The organism is Enterococcus silesiacus (genome assembly GCF_001886225.1).
GTDB classification, from domain to species: Bacteria; Bacillota; Bacilli; order Lactobacillales; family Enterococcaceae; genus Enterococcus_L; species Enterococcus_L silesiacus.
This window is the reverse complement of the sequence record NZ_JXLC01000018.1, coordinates 50,296-71,912: the sequence shown is the minus strand read 5'-3', so window position 1 is coordinate 71,912 and position 21,617 is coordinate 50,296. Positions and strand designations below refer to the sequence as shown.

Annotated in this window: 24 protein-coding genes; 16 read left to right on the top strand and 8 right to left on the bottom strand. The window is 36.7% G+C overall.

The window, feature by feature from the left end:
* Nucleotides 1-132: 132 nt before the first annotated feature.
* From RV15_RS12475 to RV15_RS12460, 4 genes are read left to right on the top strand one after another with little or no spacing between them, the layout of a single operon-like run.
* Nucleotides 133-447 carry a rhodanese-like domain-containing protein gene (locus RV15_RS12475; RefSeq protein ID WP_071878376.1) on the top strand — a complete coding sequence of 105 codons (315 nt, stop codon included), beginning with the start codon at nucleotides 133-135 and terminating at the stop codon, nucleotides 445-447.
* Nucleotides 447-2,099 carry an FAD-dependent oxidoreductase gene (locus RV15_RS12470; RefSeq protein ID WP_071878375.1) on the top strand — a complete coding sequence of 551 codons (1,653 nt, stop codon included), beginning with the start codon at nucleotides 447-449 and terminating at the stop codon, nucleotides 2,097-2,099. The genes RV15_RS12475 and RV15_RS12470 overlap by 1 nt, the downstream gene beginning before the upstream one ends.
* Nucleotides 2,099-2,404, top strand: a complete 306-nt coding sequence (locus RV15_RS12465) for a rhodanese-like domain-containing protein (protein WP_071878374.1) — start codon at nucleotides 2,099-2,101, stop codon at nucleotides 2,402-2,404. Before RV15_RS12470 ends, RV15_RS12465 begins: the two co-directional genes overlap by 1 nt.
* The gene (locus tag RV15_RS12460) at nucleotides 2,394-2,648 is read left to right on the top strand and encodes a metal-sensitive transcriptional regulator (RefSeq protein ID WP_071878373.1); all 255 of its coding nucleotides are present in this window, start codon (nucleotides 2,394-2,396) and stop codon (nucleotides 2,646-2,648) included. Before RV15_RS12465 ends, RV15_RS12460 begins: the two co-directional genes overlap by 11 nt.
* Nucleotides 2,649-2,688: 40 nt before the next feature.
* Here RV15_RS12460 and RV15_RS12455 read toward each other — a convergent pair whose 3' ends face one another.
* Entirely contained in the window at nucleotides 2,689-3,291 is a 603-nt protein-coding gene (locus RV15_RS12455; RefSeq protein ID WP_281246840.1) for a Crp/Fnr family transcriptional regulator, read from the bottom strand.
* Nucleotides 3,292-3,547: 256 nt separating this feature from the next.
* Here RV15_RS12455 and RV15_RS12450 point away from each other — a divergent pair, with 256 nt between their 5' ends.
* The 12 genes from RV15_RS12450 to RV15_RS12395 all read left to right on the top strand — a co-directional run bounded on the left by RV15_RS12450 (nucleotide 3,548) and on the right by RV15_RS12395 (nucleotide 14,595).
* Nucleotides 3,548-3,919 carry a GntR family transcriptional regulator gene (locus RV15_RS12450; protein WP_083429176.1) on the top strand — a complete coding sequence of 124 codons (372 nt, stop codon included), beginning with the start codon at nucleotides 3,548-3,550 and terminating at the stop codon, nucleotides 3,917-3,919.
* A complete protein-coding gene (locus RV15_RS12445) occupies nucleotides 3,912-4,616 on the top strand; it encodes an ATP-binding cassette domain-containing protein (RefSeq protein ID WP_071878370.1) in 705 nt (234 codons plus the stop codon). Before RV15_RS12450 ends, RV15_RS12445 begins: the two co-directional genes overlap by 8 nt.
* Entirely contained in the window at nucleotides 4,600-5,265 is a 666-nt protein-coding gene (locus tag RV15_RS12440; protein WP_071878369.1) for a hypothetical protein, read from the top strand. Before RV15_RS12445 ends, RV15_RS12440 begins: the two co-directional genes overlap by 17 nt.
* Nucleotides 5,266-5,276: 11 nt before the next feature.
* A complete protein-coding gene (locus tag RV15_RS12435) occupies nucleotides 5,277-7,286 on the top strand; it encodes an ABC transporter ATP-binding protein/permease (RefSeq protein WP_071878368.1) in 2,010 nt (669 codons plus the stop codon).
* A 30-nt stretch (nucleotides 7,287-7,316) separates the two neighbouring features.
* The gene (locus tag RV15_RS12430) at nucleotides 7,317-7,850 is read left to right on the top strand and encodes a hypothetical protein (protein WP_071878367.1); all 534 of its coding nucleotides are present in this window, start codon (nucleotides 7,317-7,319) and stop codon (nucleotides 7,848-7,850) included.
* An 82-nt stretch (nucleotides 7,851-7,932) separates the two neighbouring features.
* Complete coding sequence (locus tag RV15_RS12425) at nucleotides 7,933-8,334, top strand: DUF3224 domain-containing protein (protein WP_071878366.1); 402 nt, start codon at nucleotides 7,933-7,935, stop codon at nucleotides 8,332-8,334.
* On the top strand, nucleotides 8,327-9,214 hold the full coding sequence (locus RV15_RS12420) for a helix-turn-helix transcriptional regulator (protein ID WP_071878365.1): 888 nt from the start codon (nucleotides 8,327-8,329) through the stop codon (nucleotides 9,212-9,214). Before RV15_RS12425 ends, RV15_RS12420 begins: the two co-directional genes overlap by 8 nt.
* Nucleotides 9,215-9,284: 70 nt before the next feature.
* Nucleotides 9,285-9,716: a hypothetical protein gene (locus tag RV15_RS12415; RefSeq protein ID WP_071878364.1), complete on the top strand. Its 432-nt coding sequence runs from the start codon at nucleotides 9,285-9,287 to the stop codon at nucleotides 9,714-9,716.
* Nucleotides 9,717-10,006: 290 nt separating this feature from the next.
* The gene (locus RV15_RS12410; protein WP_071878363.1) at nucleotides 10,007-10,276 is read left to right on the top strand and encodes an ACT domain-containing protein; all 270 of its coding nucleotides are present in this window, start codon (nucleotides 10,007-10,009) and stop codon (nucleotides 10,274-10,276) included.
* Between the two features lie 657 nt (nucleotides 10,277-10,933).
* Complete coding sequence (locus RV15_RS12405) at nucleotides 10,934-12,277, top strand: PFL family protein (protein ID WP_071878362.1); 1,344 nt, start codon at nucleotides 10,934-10,936, stop codon at nucleotides 12,275-12,277.
* Nucleotides 12,278-12,413: 136 nt separating this feature from the next.
* Nucleotides 12,414-12,800, top strand: a complete 387-nt coding sequence (locus tag RV15_RS12400; RefSeq protein ID WP_071878361.1) for a DUF1149 family protein — start codon at nucleotides 12,414-12,416, stop codon at nucleotides 12,798-12,800.
* A gap of 403 nt (nucleotides 12,801-13,203) precedes the next feature.
* Nucleotides 13,204-14,595 carry an L-cystine transporter gene (locus tag RV15_RS12395; RefSeq protein ID WP_071878360.1) on the top strand — a complete coding sequence of 464 codons (1,392 nt, stop codon included), beginning with the start codon at nucleotides 13,204-13,206 and terminating at the stop codon, nucleotides 14,593-14,595.
* 104 nt (nucleotides 14,596-14,699) lie between these two features.
* Here the strand turns inward: RV15_RS12395 and RV15_RS12390 are convergent, their stop codons facing one another.
* From RV15_RS12390 to RV15_RS12360, 7 genes are all read right to left on the bottom strand, one after another.
* The gene (locus RV15_RS12390; RefSeq protein ID WP_071878359.1) at nucleotides 14,700-15,509 is read right to left on the bottom strand and encodes an MBL fold metallo-hydrolase; all 810 of its coding nucleotides are present in this window, start codon (nucleotides 15,507-15,509) and stop codon (nucleotides 14,700-14,702) included.
* 106 nt (nucleotides 15,510-15,615) lie between these two features.
* A complete protein-coding gene (locus tag RV15_RS12385) occupies nucleotides 15,616-17,283 on the bottom strand; it encodes a recombinase family protein (RefSeq protein WP_071878358.1) in 1,668 nt (555 codons plus the stop codon).
* Between the two features lie 237 nt (nucleotides 17,284-17,520).
* Entirely contained in the window at nucleotides 17,521-18,357 is an 837-nt protein-coding gene (locus tag RV15_RS12375; protein WP_071878356.1) for a replication-relaxation family protein, read from the bottom strand.
* A gap of 151 nt (nucleotides 18,358-18,508) precedes the next feature.
* Nucleotides 18,509-20,713 carry a type IV secretory system conjugative DNA transfer family protein gene (locus RV15_RS12370; RefSeq protein ID WP_071878355.1) on the bottom strand — a complete coding sequence of 735 codons (2,205 nt, stop codon included), beginning with the start codon at nucleotides 20,711-20,713 and terminating at the stop codon, nucleotides 18,509-18,511.
* Nucleotides 20,714-20,717: 4 nt separating this feature from the next.
* On the bottom strand, nucleotides 20,718-20,927 hold the full coding sequence (locus tag RV15_RS12365) for a hypothetical protein (RefSeq protein WP_071878354.1): 210 nt from the start codon (nucleotides 20,925-20,927) through the stop codon (nucleotides 20,718-20,720).
* A 185-nt stretch (nucleotides 20,928-21,112) separates the two neighbouring features.
* A complete protein-coding gene (locus tag RV15_RS18765; RefSeq protein ID WP_167364103.1) occupies nucleotides 21,113-21,280 on the bottom strand; it encodes a hypothetical protein in 168 nt (55 codons plus the stop codon).
* A 64-nt stretch (nucleotides 21,281-21,344) separates the two neighbouring features.
* The gene (locus RV15_RS12360) at nucleotides 21,345-21,617 is read right to left on the bottom strand and encodes a hypothetical protein (protein WP_071878353.1); all 273 of its coding nucleotides are present in this window, start codon (nucleotides 21,615-21,617) and stop codon (nucleotides 21,345-21,347) included.

Sequence of the window (21,617 nt, the reverse complement as noted above, 5' to 3'; positions counted from 1 at the left end):
ATGTCGGTAGTCTTTTTATTATTGAGTAAGAAAGAATTTCCAGAAGACTTAAAAACAAACCTCTTTACAAGGTTAGTAAAATCGTTTATGATAATCTTTGTAAATACCCTCATGGGTATAAAGGAGGAGCGAATGTTTTCATTTTTAAAAGGAAATTCAATTAGTACAACTGAACTTCAACAAATTCTAGATTCAAAACCAATAGTTCTTGATGTTCGGGAGAAGACCGAATTTGCGTCAGGTCACATCCCAAACGCTAAAAATACCCCATTAAGTAAAATTTCGACTTACCAATCAAAAGAAAATCAACCAGTCTATGTGATTTGTCAATCTGGAATGAGAAGTCGGCAAGCAGTCAAAAAATTAAAAGCTAAAGGAATCGATGCGATCAACGTCAAAGGCGGTATGAGTGCTTGGCGTGGGGCAGTTAGAGGAGGGAAATTGTAATGCGCGTAGTGATTATTGGCGGTGTAGCGGGTGGAATGTCAGCAGCTACGAGATTAAGAAGATTATCAGAAGAAATCGAAATCATTGTTTTAGAAAAAGGACCGTATGTTTCATTTGCAAACTGCGGCTTGCCTTATTATGTATCAGGAGAAATCAGTGAACGTTCAGAGTTGATCTTGCAAACACCTGAACAGTTGAAAAAAAGATTCAATATTGATGTATATTCGGAAACAGAAGCAGTCAAAATCGATCGAGAAAATAAAACAGTTTTAACCAATGCACATGGGAAAGAGGACACAATCAGTTACGATAAACTGATTCTATCACCCGGGGCACAGCCAGTGATACCAACAATTGAAGGGCTGGCTGAAGCGACAAATGTTTATACCTTACGAAATGTTCCAGACGTCGATAAGATCGTAGCAGCCGTCAAAAATGACCAACCAAAACAAGCCGTTGTGATTGGGGCAGGATTTATTGGTCTAGAAATGGCAGAGAATTTAAGTCACCTTGGCATTGCTGTCACGATCGTAGAAGCAGCGCCGCAAATCTTACCACCTTTAGATGAGGAGATGGCTGCCTTTGTTGAAAAAGAATTAAAGGCAAAAGGGATTACTGTCTATACAGGGGCTGGAGCAACGGCATTTAAAGAAGCTGGAAAGAAAATCGAATTAAGTTCAGGTGAAACAATTTCAAGTGATTTCACAGTGCTATCGATCGGTGTCAAACCATCTAGTGATCTAGCTGTTGCCGCTGATTTAAAAACGGGCTTACGTGGTGGGATTGTTGTAAATGAAGCCTACCAAACAAATGATCCTGATATTTACGCGGTTGGCGATGCGATCATTGTCAAACAACAGATCACAGAAGAAGATGCGTTAATCTCACTTGCATCTCCTGCAAATCGTCAGGGTAGACAAGTGGCGGATGTGATTGCAGGAGTTACTCGTAAAAATAAAGGAAGTATCGGCACAGCAATTGTTCGAGTATTTGATCTTGCCGCGGCCAGTACAGGTTTGAGTGAGCGTCAATTACGAAATAGCAAACTAGAATATAAAGCAGTTCACACCACATCAAAAAGCCATGCAGGGTATTTTCCTGGTAGTCATCCAATCGTAATGAAGCTTTTATTCCATCCTGTAACAGGTAAAATATACGGAGCCCAAGCGATTGGTCAAGATGGTGTGGATAAACGCATTGATATCATTGCGACAGCAATCAAAGCAGGTTTGACCGTTATGGATTTACCTGAGTTGGAATTTACGTACGCACCACCATTTGGTTCAGCCAAAGATCCTGTTAATATGATCGGTTATGCCGCAGCGAATATTGTTGAAGGTTTTTCTGACAATATCCAATACTATGAATTAAAAGAAGCAATAAAGAATGGCGCCATGTTACTTGATGTGAGAAACTCTAGTGAACTAAAAAATAATGGTTCTCTGCCTCATGCTGAAAATATTCCATTAGATGAATTAAGAGATCATTTATCAGAATTACCAAAGAATAAAGAAATTATCGTTAGTTGTCAAAGTGGACAACGTAGCTATTTAGCAGAACGTATCTTAAAAAATAATGGTTTTGATGTTAAAAATTTAGATGGTGCTTTTCAAATCTATAGTACAATTTACCCTCAGGAGGTTATTAAATAATGTATAAATCAATCATGATCGATGAGTTTGAACAACTAGAAAAAAGAAATGAATTAGCAATAATAGATGTACGTGAAGAAGATGAGTATGCTTCAGGGCATATCAAAGGGGCAAAAAGCTTACCACTAAGCACATTGCAAGAAACCGCTGAATCGTTGGATAAAGCTCAATCCTACTATATTATCTGTCAAGCTGGTGGACGTTCACAAATGGCTAGTGAATATCTTGCTTCAGTAGGGTATGATGTAACGAATGTAATGGGTGGTATGTCTGCCTGGAGAGGAGCAGTTGTGGATGGCTTGTGATCCTAAATTAGCGAATCGCCTGAAGCGTTCTGAAGGACAAATTCGCGGAATTTTGAAAATGATGGATGAAGGAAAAGATTGTCGAGAAGTAGTCACGCAATTGATGGCAGTTCGCTCAAGTATTGATAAAGTTATCGGACTTGTCGTAACGGAAAATCTAAAACAGTGTCTGGAAGCTGACAATATCGATCTAGCTAGTGAAGACATGGCAAAAGCGTTAGAAATGATTGTAAAAACAAGATAAAATAAACACCAAAAATCAGTGTTATATTGATTTTTGGTGTTTATTTTATTGTGATTGGCACTTTCTTTTTCAAAAGCCAGCCAGTTTTTTCCAGTTCACTTAAAGAAACTGAGACCCTAGATTGTGAGGTACGGCAGAATTTTGATAAAATTTCTTGCGTAATAAAAGAGGGCAGTTCGAAATGCTCGTCATGTGTTAGATAGCCAATATGTTCACTTAAGTAACTTAACGCAGTTTTAATTCGTTCTGTTGTTGGTAAATGTAGAAAATCAAAGTAGCCATAGTGTCGCTGGAAAATATCAGCAAAATTAGTCAATAATAATTCATAATACTGCGGTTGTTCATTTAAAGTATCTAAAAGTGTTTCTTTTGGTAAACTAAAAATCGTTGCATTGTCACTGATAACTCGAATAGAGTGTGCTTTTTGTTTAAATGTAGAAAAACTATCTAAGCCAAAAAAATCATTTTCAAAAATAAAAGAGGAAATATAACGCTTTTCATCATTAAGAATTTCAACGCAGATAACGCCTTCTACAATATAATAGAAATTAGCGGTTTTTTCATATTCATCAACAATCATTTTGTCTTTTTCATATTTTTTTTCCGTCCAGCCGCTATGTAGTTGTTTTTTTAAGTACTCAATTAAATTTGTATTCTCTTTATACAGTTCAATAAGTCATCACTCCTTTAATCTAATAGGTAAGTAAAAAAAGTATAACATAATTTTTAGATCGAAATAATAGCATTACTAGCAGTAATCCAACGAAATTGAGGAATAATAGCCAATTTAAAGCGATTTATATCATGGATATAAATTGTTTTTTTTATTTCCTCTAGAATAGGTTTTACCAGCTGAGTGTGTGACTTAAGCAGTACAGTATACAACTAGAAAAGGGAGGATGCATGTGAATTATGACGGGAACAGACCCATTTATCAACAAATCATCGAGCAAGTTGAACATTGGATAGCCAGTGATCATTGGCAGCAAAACGAAAAAGTACCATCAGTTAGACAATTAGCGGAGGACTTAGAAGTGAACCCGACAACGATTCAACGAGCCTATAGTATTTTAGAACAACAAGAAATTTTGATCAGTCAGAGAGGGATTGGTAAGTTCGTGACAGATAAAGCCGATAAAATTACAGATTTACGTTTTCGATTGATTGAAGCTCATTTGGAAGCCTTTATCACTCAATTAAGAAAGCTAGAGTTAACTCAGAATGAAAGGGAGCATATCATTGAACGGATTGTGAGGAGTGCAGATGAATAAACTAAAGGTAAATAATATTGGCAAACAATATCAAAAAAGTATTTTTCAAGAGCTGTCTTTTAACCTGAATGAAGGCCAAATCCTCGGTGTTCTAGGGAAAAACGGAACAGGAAAAACAACACTGTTAGACTGTATCTCAGGACAACGACAGGTGAGTACAGGATCGATTCTATATAATGATCAACCGCAAAATAGTGAGCTCTTCAAATCAAGTATCGCATATGTTTCAACAACAAACTATTTTGAACAAACAGAAACAGTTCAACAAATTCTAATGGAGTACACTATTTTATTTCCAGAATTTCGCTTGGAAAAAGCAGTCGAACAATTAGAAATATGGAATATTTCGCCAAAGCAAAAATGGCTGGAACTTTCAGAAGGGACCAAAGTCAAAGTGAAAATAGCTTGTGAATATGCTAAAGAGACAAGTATTTTGTTGTTAGATGAACCATTTGCTTACTTAGACTATTCTTCTCGTATCCAAGTAAAAAAGATGCTGAGAAGAGCCAGTGGTGAAGAAAAAATCATTTTAGTTTCTACGAATTTTATTGAAGAAATGGATACCTTATTTACAGATGTTTTATTTATGAATCCATTCAGATATTGCGAGGTAATTAATCTGGAAGACTTACGAGAACAAAAAAATATGTCCCTGAAGGAAATCTATGAGGAGGAAGCCAATGATACGTTTATTTAATTTTTATCATGAAAAAAGTAAGAAGTTCTTTTTAAGTAGTTTACTTTTGATTTTAACTAGCTATTTTGCTAAATACGTTTTTCAAGTGATCATGCCTGAATCCCAATGGGAACGTTTGCCGATTCTACTCTCTTTTGTCGCGGCAGTTGTTCTGTCTTGGCGGATTAATCAACTGGATATCCAGTCAAACCATCAAACCTTGGCCAGTACCGTCACGCAATCTACATTTGAAAAAATTGCTGCAAAATATTTACTTTCTTATCTTCAAGTGATCTTGATCGTTGTGATCAATCTAGTATTCAACTTTGCTACCATCACTTTAGGTGTGTTCCAGTTATTGCTTTTAGCGTTAGAATTAGCCGTTTATCTTGCTGGTATGATCAGCTACCTGATTTTATTTAGAGGTGTAATTGCCAAATTGTGGCTGCCAAATTACTCTAAAACCTTTGTAATAGCGATTGGCTGGATCCTTGTCGTTTTACTGAATGATGTTGCACGCTATTATTTTCCTCAAGGTTTGAATATCGAATTAACGGCAAATAATGGTATGTTTTACCCAAGCACGTTTCTTTTAAATACTTGCTTATCTGCTGCGATTTTATTCACTTATTTGTGGCTGGAAAAAAATCAATCCAAAGATTCTAGATAGGAGGATAAAAAATGTATCAATTAAAAAAAGTGTCGAAAAGCTTTACGATCGATAATAAAAAAGAGCCTGTTTTACATGAAATAACGACAACCTTTGAAGCTGGTGATTTTGCCTTGATTTTAGGTGCTAGCGGTAGTGGTAAGACAACCTTGCTAAATATCATCAGTGGGTTGGATACGGATTATGGTGGCGATATTTTTTACGAAGGACAAAACTTAAAATCAGAGAACATGGACGATTTTCACAAAAATGAAATTGGTTTTGTGTTTCAAAGCTTCAATTTAGTTTCCCATCTATCTGTACTTGAAAATGTCAAAAGCGCTCTTTATTTAGATAAAATGTTAAGTCCATCTGAGCGGACAGATCGTGCGGTCCAGCTTTTGAGCAAAGTCGGTTTAGCTGATCACGCTAATAAGTATCCTAGTCAGCTTTCTGGCGGACAAAAACAACGCGTAGCGATTGCTAGAGCGCTTGCAAATGATCCAAAAGTGATCATAGCTGATGAGCCAACTGGAGCGTTGGATTCAGTCACGGCAGCAGCGATCATTGATCTATTGAAGCAACTGAGTAATGAAGGCACATTAGTGATTACAGTTACTCATGATGAAAGTTTGATGCGTTATGCAACGAAGATCTTAAGAGTAAGAGACGGCCGGATATTAAGTGATGACCGAATTAAGGCACCTGATTTCAAAAAAAATCAAACACAGAAAAAAGTTGCATCACGCGTGTCTCTTTCGATTGGTGCTACCTTGCAACTAGTTAGTAAAAACTTTTTTAGTCGGATTTTAAGAAATCTGTTAGTTGCTTTCGGTACATCTATTGGGATCACTGCGATTTTATTGGCTTTAGGTATCGGAAACGGGATTACGGAAGTACTTGGTGACTTTTTCCAAACAGCATATTCTCCAAATCAAATTACCTCTTATTATCAAGATCCAGAACGTGGTGGACCACCAAGGGCCTCTGAACTGCTAAAAGAAGAAGAAATTAAAAAATTAAAGGAGCTTTATGCTGACGAAGGAATCACAGAAGTTTATGAAAGAGCGAATATCGCTGGTATTCGATTTAAATATGATGACAAATTGATTGAAGAGTTAGCACCATCGCAAATGGATGAGGCCAATCTAAACAAGGAACGTTATAAAACGAACACCGTAGCTGATGGTTATTTACTAGCTGGAACTTTTGTAACCCCAGAAGAATCAGGGGTTGTCCTGCCAGCTTCTGTAGCTAGAGAAATACTAGGCTTGAAAAACTCAGAGTTGACAAAAGAAAGTGTCGAAAAGTTAATCTCAAAACCAATTACGTTAGTTTATCAAGGTCGTGATCAGAGCGTTGATAACACGACAATTGAGATAGAAACAGTGATTCAAGGAATTACCTCACCAGAAGAAGAAGGTTTTGTCCAAGGCTTTATGGCATCACCGAAAACATTTACTGACATGGTGAAAAGCATGGGTATCGATAAGCCAATCTATACAATCGATGCATTTGCGGAAAATCCAGAAGCTGCTGAAACGTTTATTGAAAAATACAAAGAAGACCCAGAATACGAAAATTATGCGATCACAAATGCGTCTTCCTTCTTGGACACATTTAAGCAATTTACTGATATTATTGTGTACTTGTTAGCATTCATCGCTGGACTTTCTTTGATCGTTGCAGGGGTAATGATCGCAGTTGTTCTGTATATCGGAGTTGTAGAACGAACCAAAGAGATTGGTGTATTGCGCTCGATCGGATACAAAAAAGGGTATATCAAGCGTCTGTTCAGAATGGAAGCTATTTATATCATGTTTTTATCGAATGTCATTTCAGTAGCGTTTGCCTATCTAATCCAACTGTTAGCTAATCCATTGATTGAATCGAGTATTGGCTTTAATCAGGTGATTCAGATAGCGCCGCTTAATGCTTTAGCTACTTTAGGTATAACAGGTGTCTTAGGTGTGGTTTTCGCTTTATACCCAGCAGCAAAAGCCGCTAAATTAGACCCAATAACCGCTTTACGCTACGAATAAAAAATTGAAAAACGAAAGTAGGAAATACAAATGAAAAAATTGTGGAACAACAAACTATTTAGATATGGATTGATCGGAATCATTTTGATCGCACTAGGAGGCGCCGGATTTTTAGGCTACTATCGCTTAGCAAGGGCACAAGGTGTGGTCACGAGCTATGAAATCAACGAAGAGTTAAATGAAAAGTCAAATGCACATCGTGCAGTTATTTATACACAAGACCGGGCATTCAAAAATGAAGTAATTGATGAACTTGCCAAAAATCTTGCAGACGAGAATATTTATATAAAAGTTGAACCTGTGGAAGAAATTGGAGAAAATAGGATCGAAGAGTGGGATAAAGTAATTATTCTATCAACCGTTCAATCAAGTGATCCTCCAAAAGTTGCGCTAGATTATATTAATAAACACAAAAATGAGAAAAAACTCAGTATTTATTTAACCGCCGATTCAAGTACATGGTCTAAAGATCCTGGACATCTAGATGTTACGACTGCCGCGTCTAAGTCAGAAAATGTTACTGTCTTCAGTAAAAAAATCAGAGAATTCTTAGTTAATGAATAAAACAAAACGAAAAAAAATTAAGTTGTTCGCTTGAAAAAAGAACGTATGTTTGCTATCCTTTTATTCATAAGGAGGGATGAGTATGAGTACGACTTTCAACGTAACAAAATGGGAAGAACAACCAGCTAATGCATTAGAACTCGAATTCCCAGTAAACCGAGTTCAAGCAGAATATGAACTTGACGGGGATCTACAAGGAAAAGCTTGGGTCGAATATCTTCTTTATTATCTAGAAAGCAATAAAGAAGATGGGCACCTTGCGACTGCGAGAATATCAGGATTTCTTCACTTTGAAGGCCAATATAAAGGAAAAACAGGAACCTTTACAGCCGCTGAAAAAGGAATTTTTGACAAAGGATCACTGGATTCACCCGGTATGCTTATTAAAAGTAGTGGAGAGTTACATGGATTGACTGGCTCTTATCAATATGATTTTGTTGGCGAAAATAGTAAGTTGATCCTGGATTTTAAGGACGATGAATAGTCTATCCAGATTGTTTTATATTATGCATTATCTAACGATGCATAATAAAGCCAAAGCAACACTATTAGCTGAACAACTGGAAGTCTCGACTCGTACGATTTATCGGGACATCGATACACTATCTGCGTTGGGTTTTCCAGTGTACTCTCAAAGCGGGCGAGATGGCGGAATTCGCTTATTGGATACGCATCACTTGTCGGCCACTTTTGTAGATGATGACGAGCAGGATCAAATTATCTTGGCGTTACAAAATTTAGCAGCGACCAATTTAAAAAGTGTGACTCCGCTAGTCAACAAACTATCCTCCTTATTTAAAAAACAAGTAGAGCAATGGATAGATATTGATTTTTCGACCTGGGGACGAGAAGATGAAGCTAATGCGATTGGATTAATCACCAAAGCCAAAAATCAAAAAAAATGTGTTATTTTTACCTATATTAATAGCAAGGGTAACAAAACAAGTAGAGAAGTGATGCCAAACAAACTGATTTTTAAGCAGAATGCGTGGTATTTAGCAGGCTATTGTTGCGTTAGAAAGATGACTCTGCTCTTTAAATTAAAACGAATGACTGAACTGGCTGTTTCCGAGAATGATCTTGATGACGTTTATTTGATTAAGGATTATCAGCCTGAATTTACAAAGGTCTATCTTGAATTCAAAGTTAGAAATGATAAAATTCATCAAATACAGGAAGATTTGCTAGCAATTGAAACAGAAAGTTTTACCGACTATACCAAAGTAAAAACTTGGCAAGTAGAAGGTTCTTGGCTGGCATCGTATCTATTATCCTTTGGCTCAGCCGTTGAAGTAGTTCGTCCAATTGAATTAAAAGAAAAAATCAAAGAAGAAATTACAAAAATCAATCAGATTTATTTTTGATATAGTTTTCATGATACCTCTTGAAACAAAGACTATTGATTGAGATAATAGTAAAGAAAAGAGGGATCATATGGGACAAATTTGGATTGAACGACTACTTCGCTGGAATGCAAAAATGCAAAAATTATTAGTAGGCAGATATGCGCGAATGGATCAATTGAATACTACTCTGATGAGAGGAAGTTTGATCTTATTACTGCTCAATTTGTTTTTACCAACATCTATCGCTTTTTGGCTAGCAGTCAGTCTGTTATTATGGCTGAATTATCGCTTTTTTTCTAAAAGAATTTACCCACGCTCAAATGAAAATACTCGCTACCTTTCAAGAGTGCAGCAACTAAAAAAGAAGCTTGATCTTTCAAAAGAAAAGCTCAAAGAGCGCAAGATCTATACTTTTTTTAAGTGCCCAAACTGTAAACAGCAGTTACGAGCTCCTAAAGGAAAAGGTAAGATCAAAGTCACGTGCTCAATCTGTAAAGAACAATTCAATAAAATAGTTTAAGTGGAAAACTTCTGAGAAGATGTATTAATATCTCAGAAGTTTTTTTGTGGATAAATAAAAAAGCGAACAATGATTCTATTTTAAAGTCTTTTGTTCTTTTTTTTTGTTAATAAATGAACAAATTATGATATAATAGGAAAAACTTATAGAGCATTGAAAAGCTAATCCTGCTTGTGTGATTGGATTCTTAGAAAGAATTTGAGTGTGACAAAGAGCGCCACGCTCTTATTTTCCTATTTTTCTGCAGGATTAACTGATTTGTTCCGCTTTTAAAATTAGGAGGAAATGATATGCGCGCAGTATTAACTGTAATTGGTAAAGACAAGGTAGGAATCATTGCTGGAGTTAGTCAAAAATTAGCTGAACTGGATATGAATATTATTGATGTGTCACAAACAATCATGGATAGTTATTTTACCATGATGATGGTCTTGGAAATTGCTAAAGGCAAGAATGATTTTGAAGTGATTCGCTCTGAGCTAAATACTTTAGGTGAAAAATTAGGTGTGACAATCAGTATTCAAAATGAAGAAATTTTTAATGTGATGCATAAATTATAATAGTCACTATTGTAGGGTTTGGATTTTGCATGTACATTATCTAGCTTCAAGAGCTAACCACTACGCTTCAATCTCAACAATTCCTAAGAGCTAAAGCTCAAAGGATTGAAGGTCTCGGGAAAAAGATAAAAAATGAATGAGGCAAAGAGCGCCACAGTCATTTTTTCTTACTTTCCAGTCGTGGTTGACCAAGCTTTTTCAGTTTTTGTATTACCTAGCTTCGCGAAACAGTTCCCTCAACAATTAGATAAATCATCTGAAAGACCAAAAACGTCTTTAAGGTGATTTTCTAAATTGTTCAGGAACTTAACGTTTCGCTGTGCTTTTGCTTTGAAACACAGTGAATAAAATGAACTGATGTTGAAAAGTACAAGGTGAAGCGAAGTGGAACGTTGTTACCATATCTAGCTTCGCGGGCTAGCCTCTCGGGAAAAAGATAAATTATGAATGAGGCAAAAAGCACCTCAGTCATAATTTCCTATTTTCCTGTCGAGGCTGGATGAGCCCGCTACGCTTTTATACTATCTAGCTGCACAAATCAATTCTTAGGAAAATAGATAAATTGTCAGTGAAACAAAGAGCGTTTCAATGCTAATTTCCTAATTTTCTAGAGGATTAACCGATTTGTTCCGCTTTTAAATTTAGGAGGAGTATTCATTGGAAACAAATCAGATTCTAGAAACGATCCGTATGATTGAAGAAGAAAATTTAGATATTCGAACCATCACGATGGGGATTTCATTGTTAGATTGTATTGATAGTGACAGCGATAAAGCTTGTCAAAAAATCTACGACAAAATTACTCGCTTGGCAAAAAATTTAGTTAACGTTGGTGAAGAAATTGAAACTGAATACGGGATTCCGATCATCAATAAACGGATTTCTGTAACGCCAATTGGAATCATTGCGGCGGCAAGTCCAGATAAGGATTATGTAAAATATGCGAAAGCATTAGACCGAGCAGCTCAAGCAGTGGGTGTCAATTTTATTGGTGGATTCAGTGCGCTAGTAGAAAAAGGCTATCAACACGGTGATGAGATTTTGATCAATTCAATCCCTCAAGCACTAGCTGAAACAAAATTTGTTTGTTCTTCAGTAAATATCGGTTCAACTAAAGCAGGGATCAATATGGATGCTGTTCGTCATATGGGCTATGTGATTAAAGAAACGGCTGCAAAATCCGATATGGGATGTGCGAAATTAGTCGTATTTGCAAATGCAGTGGAAGACAATCCATTTATGGCTGGAGCATTTCATGGTGTTGGTGAGGCTGATTGCGTAATCAACGTAGGAGTCAGCGGTCCTGGGGTTGTCAAACGAGCATTGGAAAAAGTTAAAGGCGAGTCTTTTGATGTCGTTGCCGAAGTAGTCAAACAAACAGCTTTTAAAATTACTAGAATGGGCCAATTAGTTGGAAAAATAGCATCAGAGCGTTTAAATGTTCCTTTTGGAATCGTTGATCTATCGTTAGCACCAACTCCCGCTGTGGGCGATAGTGTGGCTTATATTTTAGAAGAAATGGGTTTGGAAAGTGTAGGCACACACGGTACTACTGCTGCTTTGGCGTTACTGAATGACGCTGTAAAAAAAGGCGGTGTAATGGCTTGTAACCATGTTGGCGGATTGTCAGGTGCATTTATCCCTGTTTCAGAAGATGCTGGAATGATTGATGCGGTTAATAATGGTGCCTTGAATTTAGAAAAATTAGAAGCGATGACCGCAATCTGTTCTGTTGGTTTAGACATGGTTGCTATACCTGGTGAAACGTCAGCTGAAACGATTGCTGCCATGATTGCTGATGAAGCGGCAATCGGTGTCATCAATCATAAAACGACTGCAGTTAGAATCATACCGGCTGAGGGGACAAAAGTCGGTGATATGGTCGAGTTTGGTGGTTTGTTAGGACGAGCTCCAGTTATGAAAGTTAACGACTATGCTTCAACTGATTTTATTCTTCGTGGTGGGCGAATTCCTGCTCCGATTCATTCATTTAAAAATTAGATTAAAAAGTGTTTATGAGTTTTTGTGATAAAAAGATGTGTGGTATAATAAAAAATATAGATAGACTATGTTTTGCCCAGTATTAACTGGATCTCAATAATAATTATTGAACTTAAAAAAAGGGAGATTTTAATTCATGGAAATAAAACGTCAACAAGAAGTTGTAGAGGCTTTTCATTACGACATGCGTACACAAGATATGGAAGAAGTAGCAACGGATCTTAGAGTGGGCTTTTCACCAATTGAATCAACAGATGAAAATTATCCAAAAGAAAATTCAATCATCGCAGCTCGTCTTGAGTTTCGCTTAGTTTTTGAAGAATATCTATTATCAGGTTCAGTTAGTCAAATCAATCATATCATCAATCATAAGATTGAAACCCAAGAAGATATCTCACAAGAAGAAGTGGATGAGTTAGTCAGTCCGCTGTTTGATATCGTGCAACGTATGGCTTATGAAATCACTGAAATCGCTTTGGATAAACCAGGTATTCAATTAAACTTCCAATCAGCAGCTGAGTAATAATATTGAAGATTAAATCTAAATACTAATAGATCGTTTCTAAGAGTTTGTGATAGTTTTTGACTATCACAAACTCTTTTTTCTATCATTATAGAAACAAAATAGTACCGCTTAGCCTTTTAAATCAGGTACAATAGACCTATCACTGAAAATAATTGATTTTATTTTTAGGGCGGATCATTGAAGAATGATCCCCGGGAACCTTTACTTCCTTTGATGGACTTGTCATTTGCATTATTTAGCTGAACAAGCTCGTCCAGCTTTTAATGTATCTAGCTGCGCAAATCAATCTTTAGGAAAATAGATAAATTGCCAATGAAACAAAGAACGTTTCAATGCCCATTTTCTAATTTTCTACAGGATTAATCTATTTGCTCTGCTTTTAAATTTAGGAGGGAAAAAAATGACAACACTCATCACTGTTTTAGTGGTCCTTGCTTTTCTTGCAGTGTTATACGTCTTTTACCGTATGCAAGCAAAACACTATAAGTTTTCAACACGTGTTTTTGCCGCATTAGGTGTTGGTATTGTATTAGGTGCAATTATTCAATTCGCATTCGGTACCCAAGACAAAGTCACAACGCAAGCAATGGAATGGATCAGTATTGTAGGTAATGGATATGTAGCGTTTTTACAAATGCTCGTAATCCCCTTAGTTTTTGTTTCTATTGTAGGAGCATTTACTAAGATGAAAGAATCCAAACAAGTTGGAAAAATCAGCTTTACTGTCCTAGCAACCTTATTAGGGACAACGGCTATAGCAGCTTTGGTTGGAATTGGAACAACATTATTGTTTGGACTACAAGGTGCACAATTTACAGAAGGAACAGCAGAAACGGCACGAATCGCAGAACTTGCGACTCGACAGGAAACCGTTGAAAACCTATCGATTCCTCAACAAATTTTATCTTTTATTCCTAAAAATGTTTTCGCAGATTTTGCTGGTACACGTCCAACAAGTACGATTGGTGTGGTCATTTTTGCAGCATTCGTTGGGATTGCCTATTTAGGTATTAAAAGAAAAGCACCGAAAGAAGCAGAATTTTTTGCAAACTTGATCGACAGTCTTTATAAAATCACGATGCGTATCGTGACATTGGTTTTACGTTTGACTCCTTATGGCGTTTTAGCATTGATGACTAATGTTGTTGCGACAAGTGATTATAATGCGATCCTTAATCTAGGGAAATTTGTATTAGCTTCTTATACCGCATTGATCATTGTAATGCTGGTTCACTTGGTGATCTTAGTAGCAGTCAAAGTAAATCCTGTAAACTATTTGAAAAAATCGTTTCCAGTGTTGAGTTTTGCTTTTACTTCAAGATCGAGTGCAGGAGCAATGCCTTTAAATATTGAAACACAAACAAAAGCTTTAGGTGTTGATGATGCTACAGCCAACTTTGCGGCAAGTTTTGGTATGTCAATTGGACAAAATGGCTGTGCAGGGGTTTATCCTGCTATGTTGGCTACAATAGTTGCCCCAACGGTTGGAATTAACGTCTTTAGTTTAGAATTTATCTTGATGCTCGTTGCAATTGTAACAATCAGTTCGTTTGGTGTAGCTGGTGTCGGCGGTGGAGCAACGTTTGCTTCGTTGATCGTGTTAGGTGCAATGAACTTACCTGTGGCAATTGTTGGCTTGGTCATTTCTGTAGAACCATTGATTGATATGGCTAGAACTGCTGTTAATGTTAGCGACAGTATGGTAGCGGGAATCGTAACTAGTTCGCGGATCAAAGAGTTAGACCGTGATGTATTGAATGATAGTAGTTTAGTTATTGAGGAAAATGCATAAGAAGTCATTCATTTCTCTTTACTAAGAGAGTTAAAAACAAAAGAAGGTAAGATGCACAACAGATGAACCGCCCCCAAAAAATGTAACTTTTGGGGGCGGTATTTTTATTTCCATTCTAATTGTAATCCTACACCAACTTCTTGGATTGGAAGTTGATAGTGAATCTTCGCTTTGGCTTGAAATGAAACGCAGTGACAAGGATATAGACTGGCTATTTGATTACTTTTAAAGTATTTTATTGTTTTGTCTAACTGTAAATCTTCTTCAAACAAATGAAAACCGCCAATAACGCTTTTGATTGTTTGAATACCGGTCACTTGTTTAGCATACTCGCAAATATTACTGATACCGCTGTGAGAACAACCAGTGATAATATAAATACCATCATGACCTTCAAAGACTAAAGCAGAATCGTCTAAAACATAGTCAGGTGTGAAGACTTCTGATAATTTTGTCTCACCGACCTGTTTACGAGGTTCAAAATCTACTAGTTCGGGTATTTCTCCTAGAAATGTGATGTTTTGGGAAATCTTAACTGGTTCTTTTGTAAGAAGTAGATCGTAATCTACTTGTAAATCTTCCTTTGTTACTGCAGATCCAATGATCAACTCGTCTTCTTTTTTTGGTAAGAAAGTTAGTGGATGTGCAATAATTTGCGGCTTTTGTCTGGTAAAGATACTTGAAATCATATTTAAACCGCCAGTATGATCATTGTGACCATGAGATAAGGCTAACTTTGTCACTTGGCTTAAATCAATGTTGAGTAAATCAGCATTTTTTTTAAAGACACCACTATAACCCGTATCAAAAAGAATCTTTTCGTTTTCATCCTCGATATAAAAAGATAAAGCTGGTTCGCCAAAGTAGTAATGATCAATGTAGACATTATTATCTACCAAAACAGTTAATTTCATTTTTTCTCCTTTTTGAAGCAAATTTATTTTCATAAATCTTACCATATGGTAACTTATCATAAAGACTAATAATAGCGAAAAGCTCGCTATTATTAGTCTATTCTTTTTAGACAGATTCGACAATTTTATTGTAGGTATTCGCAAACTTAAATTCAATTGTAATACTTTTATCCTCATGAACATAAATTTTCTCTACTAAATCAAGTAAAATTGCTCGATTGAGTTCTGTCACATTTTTGTGTTCTCGAAAGGCTTCTAAATAAGGTGTGATTTCATCAGTCTTATTTTTTCGCTCTTCAAGTTCAAATTTAATAGTCTCTATAACTTGTTCCAAGTGTGAAATTTTTTCTTCAAAAGACGACTTCATGCGGATATACTCACTTTTGGTTAAAACCTCAGTTTTCCAGTCAATATACAGATTATCTGCGATTTTCTCCATCTTACTCAATTCATTCAGTTTAGTTTTTAACGTTTTATCAAGGCGATTCTGTTCGGTCTTTGCAATTTTTCCGCGTTGAGCTTGGTCAAGTAGTTGCTCTAGATTACAAACTGTTTCAATTTGATTTTGAATAGCCTTTAAAACCACCTGTTTTAAGCTTTTCTGATTGATATAGTGGTTAGAACAAGCTATTTTTGATCTCATTACATATGTTGAGCAGAGGTAACAAGGGCTAGCTCTTTCACCTTTTTTAGTTATATAGGTGTTTTGCCTAAAAACCATTGTCATTTTGCAATCTGCACACTTTAAAAACCCAGAAAACAAATCGATAGATTTCCTATTTTTAGGCGTACGGTGCCGAACAACTCGTAAGCTTTGAGCTTTCTCAAACAATTCATCTGAAATAATCGGCTCATGGGTATTTTTTACGATAACCCATTCTTCTTTAGGAACTTGCTCGCTTTTCTTTAAAACAGGGCTAATTGTCCTATACCTACCTTGAACCATGTTTCCGATATATACTTCATGACTAAGGATAGCGCCAACTGTCGTGATATTCCATAAACCGTCATTCATTGGAAATCTACCTTTATACTTTGTTCCTTTAATGCGCTTATAAGTCGTTGGGTTAGGTACTCCTAAAGAGTTGAGTTTTTCGGTGATGGTTCGCATTCGCATACCATCATAGACAAACCAGTTAAAAATCTTTCTAACAGTTTCGGCTGCTTCTTCATCAATAAATAGTTTATGACGAGTTTCTTCAGTATCACCCTTGGTATATCCATATGGGGCAAATCCACCAGTAAACTTGCCATCTTCACGCATAGACTTAAATGTTTTATTGATCTCTTCTGAAATCATTAGCGGATAACTTTCATTAAAAGCGCCGTAAAAACTAACATCCATTGCGAAAGCCTGTTTAGGATTCAAGTAAGTGTCAATGTGTGGCGTGTCAGTCGTGATAAAACGAGTTTTGTGTTGAGGAAAGAAAACTCTTAGATATTCGGCTTGGTCGCCAGAATTACGAAAGGCACGAGATAAACTCTTACAAATTACTGTATCAATTCGTCCTTTAGTAATATCTGTTGTCATGCGTAAAAATTCAGGTCGATGAATTGCTGTAATTCCACTAATACCATCATCAATATAAGTATCAATGATTTCATATTCACCAGAAAACCGATTATCTAGATAATCTAAGATGATTTTACGCTGATTTGATATGCTTTGGCTTTCTTCTTTGCCGTCTTCTTGAGAAAGTCGCAAGTAAATTGCGACTTTCCACACTTTTCTAGTTGTCAATGTTCGATTATAAGCAGTTTCAAGTTGTTCCATTTTATAGGTCCTCCTCAAATCTTGCCCACATGTCTATTTTACCATATTGCAAGCTAGTTTTCACTATCATTCACACCTTTAAAGTGCCTAAATAACAAGGTTTCTAAGCTCTCGCCGTCTTTGTTAAAGGTTATAAATACAGTCGTTTCACCAACTTCAATTTTAGTGATTTTTTCTGGTAAATTAGAAGAAATGGGCGCTTTTTTAGGTTGAGTATTCTTGTCTTTTTTCTCGTTTTTAATCCTCCTCCTTGTTGGTATCAAAGGTTAACGTTTCTAATTCCTCCATTGTAATTATTCTGAAAATCCGCTCGGCGTTTGGAATAGCTTCATGAATATATCGAGTTAGCTGTTCTCGTCGTTTTTTACTTGGCGTTATCCAGACTACCCATGGCAAAACGCCGTTTACTCGCATCTCTATACCCGATTTATAATAAGCCAAAAACTGTTTACACTTCCTAACGACTCGTGACGGTGCTTGTGTTGCTTGATCTAGTTCATAATATACGAAGTCTTCCGTTTCATCATCAACAGCGAAACGAGCGAATAAATCAGGCTTCAAAAAGGTAGCCACGCCGTCTTTTTTCATATAGGAACGCCAACATTGCGGTTCAAAACTTACTTGTAAATCATGAATCTTACTCTTTTGGTTCATCTCATGCAAGCGAGTATAGGTTTCAGTGATTGCTAAAGTATGCTCCAAGAATAAAATGTTTGGTTCATAGAGTCTTTTCCTAGTAGCGTTTAGTGTCATATCGTCTAATCTTAGCAGCTGATAGCCTGCTGAGCTGACAGCCCAAATAGTAGAATTACTACCAGATTTTCTCCCTCCGACCTGTCTTGGTAGGTCAGCGATTAAACCAAAGTTCTTTAATCGTCGTAACTTTCGATTACATCTTCTAAGGTTCGTGACTCGATTATCTGTTTTGGTAAAGTATAGCCGTTGCAATTGGTTAGCAGTAATAAATTTCACTTGATTAATTGTTTGCACGATTTCAATTTCATGCGAGTCCAGTAGTGCCGATAGGCGACGTAACTCGGGTTTAGATATACGTTTATTTTCTTTGTCGTTCATGGTAGGTTCCCCCTCGGGAGAGTTTAGATTTATACATTTAATTAGAGAAAATTATAAATATAAAGTCCTCTCCACTAATTTTAAATTGCTTAGTTTTTCCACCTTTAACAAACCGCGCTTGGTTAGATCGATAGGTCAGGCGGTCAGACAGTTAATTGTCTGCTTTTTTCTTTGGTTTTTTGCCTATAATTAGGTCAATATCTAAATCGTTTAGGCCATCATCTTGTGAATCATTTTGAGTCATTAGGTCGATATATTCTTTTTCAATTTCAGCAATATCTCGTCCGTATTTTTCGGCACTTCGAGCAAAAACTTCAATCGGTAATCTCTTGCTAGGTTTGGAAGGAAAAGTTTTTCCGCTTAACCAAACATTAGCAATATCTTTTCTATTTAGAGTCGCGTATACTCTAAATTGAGGTAGTGTAAAATCTATCTCACTCAACTGGGACGCTGTTAGGTCTGCAAACTGAACAGCGTCTCTTTTATTTGGAACTGAAAAAATTATCTTCGATTTTGCATTAGCAAATACTACCTCCTTTAACTCCTTTGAAAGTTGTCCTAAATTCTGACAAACAAGAGTGTATCCAACGCCTAGAGAACGGCACATTTCTAACATTTGTTGAAAATTAGCTTCCGAATATTTTAAAAAGCTATGGAACTCGTCAATATAAACCATGACCGGCTTACGGTCTTTTTCAGGTTGTTCGGTACGTTTTAAAATGATATTCCACAGCAAGTTAATGACTAGACTACCTACAAGCTCCGCCGCCGTCTCACCGACAATCCCAGAGTTGAGCGGAATGAGTAGAATGGTATTTTCATTCTTATCAAAGACATCCTCTAGGTTAAACTTTGGGTGTGGCTGTCCTAACAAATTTCTAAGAGCTGGACGCATTAGAAGAACATTCAAGCGGCGATTTAACGCACCTAGCTGCACTTTACGCTCTTTCTCTGGCATGGCCTCAAAATTTGCCCAATAGCTCTTTAAATAAATATCCGTCAGCTTCGAAGTGACTTTGTGACGAAAACTGGCATTAGTAAATAGAATCGGCAAGTGTAATAGAGTCATATTTTTACTTTGTGCTAGGGTCAGTAGACCTGTTGTGAGTAGCTCTTCTGTAAAGACTCCAAATTCAGGAAATAATCCTCTTAAAGCCGATAAAACGGATTCGGCGACTATTTCTGAATTTTTACCGTCAATAAATTGAAGCGGGTTTATGCCTATTGGGTTATGTCCGCCAATTTCAAGCACTACACAATCTTTTAAACGGTGTTCTGGTAATCTTTCAGCTACTGATTCGACTAGACTTTGCTTTACGTCTAGCAAAACAAAACCATGCCCATTTTGCGCATCTGCTAGGCAAAGATTTTCAAGAATGACTGACTTACCTGATCCAGTACTTCCGACAATAAAAGTATTTGTTCTTGCATCATTTGCGGATAAGTGGAGTAATCGTCTATCTTCTGAATTTTCGTTTAGCGTTGTTCCAAATGCTCGAGCTTGATTTTTCGGTGGGTCTTTCATGCCTAGAGGCGGAAGCAGTAGCTTCGGATGAATTGGTGTAATTCCACTTAAATCCTCTTGTCCGATTGGGGCAATCATAAAGTTAGCTAATTCAGGAACAGAAAGCTTCGAATACTTCCAAGGTAGTTTAGCCATATCAATATTTAGCGGGTCTTCTGGTTGAAGATTCAGTTTATTTCCGCCAGCTTCTAACATTCTAAATGCCGATAAAACGCTTAGAATATAGCTCCGAGCTTTAGCTTCATCTTTGCAAGAAGCTCCGATTCTAATCATCGTTCTAAGGCGGTGTGATTTTATCTTGTTCTTAATAGCCGTTCTAGTATCGCTTGAAGCGACTGGTGGATTGCCGTTGCTGATTATCTGCCACCAACTAGCATGCGGATCAGGTACGTTTTTATTAGGTAAATGTTCGGGCGGAAGGCTAGAAGCTACAAGCAACTGAATTACTATTTCGTCTTTAGGACTAGCTTGTGCAATAGTGGCTGTCATTATGCGGGTTAGCTCATTAGCATTGTCTGTTTTAAGGGAAAGTATAGGTTTTGCTATTGAAAGCTTTCTAGCGACCTTTATAGGCTTTCTAGTAGTGGTATCCTTGACTAGCTCTGCTCCAAAGTCAACACCATGCGTTTTAAATATTTTCTGAATCTTAGCAAACTCATCTTTTTCAGTACCTAGAAAATAAGTAATCTTACCGCTAGTAGCTCTAATCTCATATGCTACAGGCTTTTTCTCTGTAACTGCTAGATGGTGAACCAGATTCTGGATATTTTCAAACTCAATGGGTCTAGTCCATGAGAGTTTATGCCAGGTCAGGTTTTCAATTTTTCTCATGTCATCATCTCCAATCATTAAACCTTTTCAGCCGATAGCCGATAGCTAGTAAGACAATGAAGATGATTAAACAGACTAGAGGAAGCCAGACTTCTGCTAATAATTTGATAGCAATATTTAAAGCCACACAGCCAACAAATATGCTGAAAATCCAGCCTGATATTTTGCCTTTCAAAGAAACCACGTCCTTTTTTTCGTTGTCTTGTTTTTTCATTATTCATATACAACTCCTTTCATGGGTTTTAAAGCGAATAATAGAGCCATTAAAAACTATTATTCATTCAATGTAAATCTTCTCCACAGGCTCTTAGGTAACCGAAAAACCTGCTTCGCTCTGATTAGAACACAGTGTTAAGGGAGGAGTATTTAACTATTGTTTTATTTACATCGGGTAACCTATTACGGCGGGATTTCTGGCTCTTTTTCGACTTTATTTTTTAGTCCAGTGATAGTAAACGGCTTACCCCAGTGAGAATAGAAGTCAGTTACTGTTTTAGCATTAAGGTTATCATTCTGTTCTTGTTTAATTTCTTCGTATAGATCATTGAAATTGAAAGGCTTACTCATAGTTGATTACCTCCATTTACAAGAGAATACTAACTAATTACGTTAGCATTCTCTTGATTATTTTTTAACGGTAGTAATTTTGTTGCTGTCGGAGTGCTTCTTCTATTAGCCTTCGATGAGCTTCATTTGCTTCATATTCGATTTCTATTTCAGTCAGAATTGCTCTAGCCTGCATTAATTCTTCTGTTGTATATAGCTCATTCAAGGGCGTTTCTCTTGGCTCAGGTTGTCTTGTTGGTTCTGGTGTTGTAGTAACAAGATCATAAATCCAGAAACCTACAAGAACAATAACGACGGCAATACAAGCTATAACGATAACTGGCAATATTCTATTCAT

What these genes read in the sequence shown, in the direction of transcription:
- RV15_RS12385 (WP_071878358.1), bottom strand. Translation starts at nt 17,283, where the DNA reads ATGGAACAACTTGAAACTGCTTATAATCGAACATTGACAACTAGAAAA.
- RV15_RS12425 (WP_071878366.1), top strand. Translation starts at nt 7,933, where the DNA reads ATGAGTACGACTTTCAACGTAACAAAATGGGAAGAACAACCAGCTAAT.
- RV15_RS12450 (WP_083429176.1), top strand. Translation starts at nt 3,548, where the DNA reads ATGCATGTGAATTATGACGGGAACAGACCCATTTATCAACAAATCATC.
- RV15_RS12465 (WP_071878374.1), top strand. Translation starts at nt 2,099, where the DNA reads ATGTATAAATCAATCATGATCGATGAGTTTGAACAACTAGAAAAAAGA.
- RV15_RS12390 (WP_071878359.1), bottom strand. Translation starts at nt 15,509, where the DNA reads ATGAAATTAACTGTTTTGGTAGATAATAATGTCTACATTGATCATTAC.
- RV15_RS12460 (WP_071878373.1), top strand. Translation starts at nt 2,394, where the DNA reads ATGGCTTGTGATCCTAAATTAGCGAATCGCCTGAAGCGTTCTGAAGGA.
- RV15_RS12375 (WP_071878356.1), bottom strand. Translation starts at nt 18,357, where the DNA reads ATGAACGACAAAGAAAATAAACGTATATCTAAACCCGAGTTACGTCGC.
- RV15_RS12445 (WP_071878370.1), top strand. Translation starts at nt 3,912, where the DNA reads ATGAATAAACTAAAGGTAAATAATATTGGCAAACAATATCAAAAAAGT.
- RV15_RS12435 (WP_071878368.1), top strand. Translation starts at nt 5,277, where the DNA reads ATGTATCAATTAAAAAAAGTGTCGAAAAGCTTTACGATCGATAATAAA.
- RV15_RS12430 (WP_071878367.1), top strand. Translation starts at nt 7,317, where the DNA reads ATGAAAAAATTGTGGAACAACAAACTATTTAGATATGGATTGATCGGA.
- RV15_RS12470 (WP_071878375.1), top strand. Translation starts at nt 447, where the DNA reads ATGCGCGTAGTGATTATTGGCGGTGTAGCGGGTGGAATGTCAGCAGCT.
- RV15_RS12400 (WP_071878361.1), top strand. Translation starts at nt 12,414, where the DNA reads ATGGAAATAAAACGTCAACAAGAAGTTGTAGAGGCTTTTCATTACGAC.
- RV15_RS12475 (WP_071878376.1), top strand. Translation starts at nt 133, where the DNA reads ATGTTTTCATTTTTAAAAGGAAATTCAATTAGTACAACTGAACTTCAA.
- RV15_RS12440 (WP_071878369.1), top strand. Translation starts at nt 4,600, where the DNA reads ATGATACGTTTATTTAATTTTTATCATGAAAAAAGTAAGAAGTTCTTT.
- RV15_RS12410 (WP_071878363.1), top strand. Translation starts at nt 10,007, where the DNA reads ATGCGCGCAGTATTAACTGTAATTGGTAAAGACAAGGTAGGAATCATT.
- RV15_RS12395 (WP_071878360.1), top strand. Translation starts at nt 13,204, where the DNA reads ATGACAACACTCATCACTGTTTTAGTGGTCCTTGCTTTTCTTGCAGTG.
- RV15_RS12360 (WP_071878353.1), bottom strand. Translation starts at nt 21,617, where the DNA reads ATGAATAGAATATTGCCAGTTATCGTTATAGCTTGTATTGCCGTCGTT.
- RV15_RS12370 (WP_071878355.1), bottom strand. Translation starts at nt 20,713, where the DNA reads ATGAGAAAAATTGAAAACCTGACCTGGCATAAACTCTCATGGACTAGA.
- RV15_RS12415 (WP_071878364.1), top strand. Translation starts at nt 9,285, where the DNA reads ATGGGACAAATTTGGATTGAACGACTACTTCGCTGGAATGCAAAAATG.
- RV15_RS12365 (WP_071878354.1), bottom strand. Translation starts at nt 20,927, where the DNA reads ATGAAAAAACAAGACAACGAAAAAAAGGACGTGGTTTCTTTGAAAGGC.
- RV15_RS18765 (WP_167364103.1), bottom strand. Translation starts at nt 21,280, where the DNA reads ATGAGTAAGCCTTTCAATTTCAATGATCTATACGAAGAAATTAAACAA.
- RV15_RS12420 (WP_071878365.1), top strand. Translation starts at nt 8,327, where the DNA reads ATGAATAGTCTATCCAGATTGTTTTATATTATGCATTATCTAACGATG.